Genomic DNA, 2152 nt, shown 5'->3' with positions numbered 1-2152 from the left:
AAGTTCCAAGTCAGGTTGAAGCTCAGGCGTGTGCTCTTCCGGTCAAACCCCGCGCCAGGACCGAGGAAGACCTGAGATGCAGCCCACCCTGCCCGCCACCGAGACCACGCCGCTCGCCCGCTTCGTCCGGATCGCGGGCGAGGCACCGCTGCCGCGCCGCGCCGACCGCGCGGCCGGCGGCACCCTGCCGACCCGCGCCTTCCGCTACTGCGAGGCCGCGACCTCCGCCGCCGCCTTCGGCTGGCTGGTCTTCCCACCGATCGACCTCGACCTGCTCTGGGACGGCGAGCGCGTGCTGTGGACCTGGCGCGGCGCCGGCGGCTGGCATCCCCTGTCCGTCGCGCAGGCGCCGGGCTTCCGGGACAGGTTCGATGCCGCCGCGCCGCCGGCGCTGCGCGGCTGGTCGCCGCCGCTGCTCGGCGCGCTGCCGGAACCGGGGCTCGTGAACCTCTGGTCCGGGCTGCTCGCGCAGTCCCGCCCCGGCTGGAGCCTGCTGGTCCGCACGCCGGCGAACCTGCCGCGCATCCCAGGGATCGAATTGTTCGAAGGCCTGGTCGAGGCCGATGCCTGGTTCGGCCCGCTCTTCGTCAACCTGCGCCTGACGCGCACGGGCGTGCCCATCTGCCTGCGCACCGACACGCCCTTCCTGATGGTCCAGCCGGTGCCGCGCGCCGCGCATGACGATGCGGCGCTGAACGGCTTCGCGGCGGAGGACGGGCTCGCGGCGCTGACCGCGGAGGATTGGGCGGCCTATGACCGCGCGATCGTCGCGCCGCGGCGCAATGGGGCCTGCCCGCTCGGCCGCCACGCTGCCGAGTTGCGGCGCCGGCGTCGCGCGGCGTGATGGCCCGCTACAGCACTATCCGATCACCCTGCATCAGTGTGATCGGGTTTGCTCTCGGCTGCTGCAATCTGCGCGTGCTTGTCCGACGAGATGGAAGCGTCTGGCCAGGAGGGAGGCGAGTTCGGCCTTCCACTGGCCGAGGTTGTCGAGGATGCCCCGGCTGGCGGCGTCCAGCCGTCGTCGGGCAGCAGCAGCGCCTTGATTCGCAAGTGCACCCCCGCTGTTTCCATGCGGACGCAGCGCCCCACGGAGATGTGCCCGATCCTCAGGGGTCGGCACCGCGCCCGCCATGACCCCCGGCGCAGCAACCCGACAGGCGTCGGGGCACGCCGATGGCAATCGAGTCCAGGATCATCGGTTCGACCCGCCGGCAGCGTCGCACATCGTGATCTCGAGGCTCGCGGCGCCGATCAGGGAAGCGGCGAGGTCCAACCCGAGGAACCGGGCCTCCCACTCCAGCAGCGCGAGGCAGGCGGCGATCCCTTCGCGGGTCGGCCGTGGGCGTGCTTCGTCCCCGCTGGTGCCGGCGTCGCTCGGCTGGGAGTCGACTCTCGAAAAGGCGTTCATCGTCCTGTCTCCCGCATCGCCAGCGTGGCTGGGTCGAGGAACAGCGGGCGCACCTCCCCCACCGGGCGCCGCGCGAACGAGGTCGCGAGAAGCGCCCCCACCGCGCCCGTAGAATTCAGCACGGGCCGCGCCCGCGCCGCGGCGGCACGGCGAAGCAGGCATATCGCGGCGGCATGCACCGCCTTGATCGCCGCCGCCCCCACCTCCCCAAGTGCAGGGAGCGCGGCGAGATCCGCCTCCACCGCCTCCGCGGCCGCCAGGAAGCTGCCGAAGCAGGCCATCGTCGCCTCGGTCGCATCCGCTGCCTCGGCCCAGCCCAGGCAGGGCGCGAGCAGGGCGAACAGGATCTCCCGGTCTTCCGCGCCGGGGTCGGCCACCATGGCTTCCAGACCGCTCGCGCCCATCGTTCCCACCTCCTGAAATGATCGTTCCGTTGCAGGAAATTGATTCTGCGGCGCGGCTCGCCGGGGGCATCGTTTCGGCGTCGGAGGGCGTCGGAACAGCGTCGGCGCCCGGCCAGGGAGAGGAGCCCCGGGATTGCCCAGCGTTGCCGCCGCGCCCGCGCTTCGGGCCCGCCTACGCCTCGGCGACAGGCTCGAACTCACCGCGGCCGACGGCGCCTGCCTGCTGCCCGGCGGCGCGCGGCCGAGGGCGCTGCTCGCCTTGCTCGCCCTCGCCCCCGGGCACCGCATGCCGCGTCGCCTGCTGGCCGGCCTGCTCTGGTCCAGCACGGCGCCGGCG

At 73.2% G+C, this 2152-nt stretch carries 4 protein-coding genes; 2 read left to right on the top strand and 2 right to left on the bottom strand.

Translation table 11 applies throughout. The features are described from left to right. Positions 1-76: 76 nt before the first annotated feature. Positions 77-844 carry a DUF6065 family protein gene (locus HW577_RS24060; RefSeq protein ID WP_198378629.1) on the top strand — a complete coding sequence of 256 codons (768 nt, stop codon included), beginning with the start codon at positions 77-79 and terminating at the stop codon, positions 842-844. A 351-nt stretch (positions 845-1195) separates the two neighbouring features. On the opposite strand, the gene HW577_RS24055 is transcribed toward HW577_RS24060, so the two are convergent. Then, positions 1196-1411 (bottom strand): hypothetical protein, encoded by a 216-nt coding sequence (locus tag HW577_RS24055; protein WP_198378628.1) that lies wholly within the window; start codon positions 1409-1411, stop codon positions 1196-1198. After that, positions 1408-1815, bottom strand: coding sequence for a hypothetical protein (locus HW577_RS24050; RefSeq protein WP_198378627.1), 408 nt, complete (start codon positions 1813-1815; stop codon positions 1408-1410). The genes HW577_RS24055 and HW577_RS24050 overlap by 4 nt, the downstream gene beginning before the upstream one ends. Positions 1816-1948: 133 nt before the next feature. Between HW577_RS24050 and HW577_RS24045 the strand changes: the two genes are divergently transcribed. Then, positions 1949-2152 (top strand): hypothetical protein (locus HW577_RS24045; RefSeq protein ID WP_198378626.1); only part of this gene is annotated, 204 nt, incomplete at its 3' end.

Origin of the sequence: Neoroseomonas rubea (assembly GCF_016106015.1) — a bacterium.
Taxonomy (GTDB): domain Bacteria; phylum Pseudomonadota; class Alphaproteobacteria; order Acetobacterales; family Acetobacteraceae; genus Neoroseomonas; species Neoroseomonas rubea.
The sequence above is the reverse complement of the archived record's forward strand: the minus strand, read 5'-3'. Positions and strand labels throughout refer to the sequence as shown.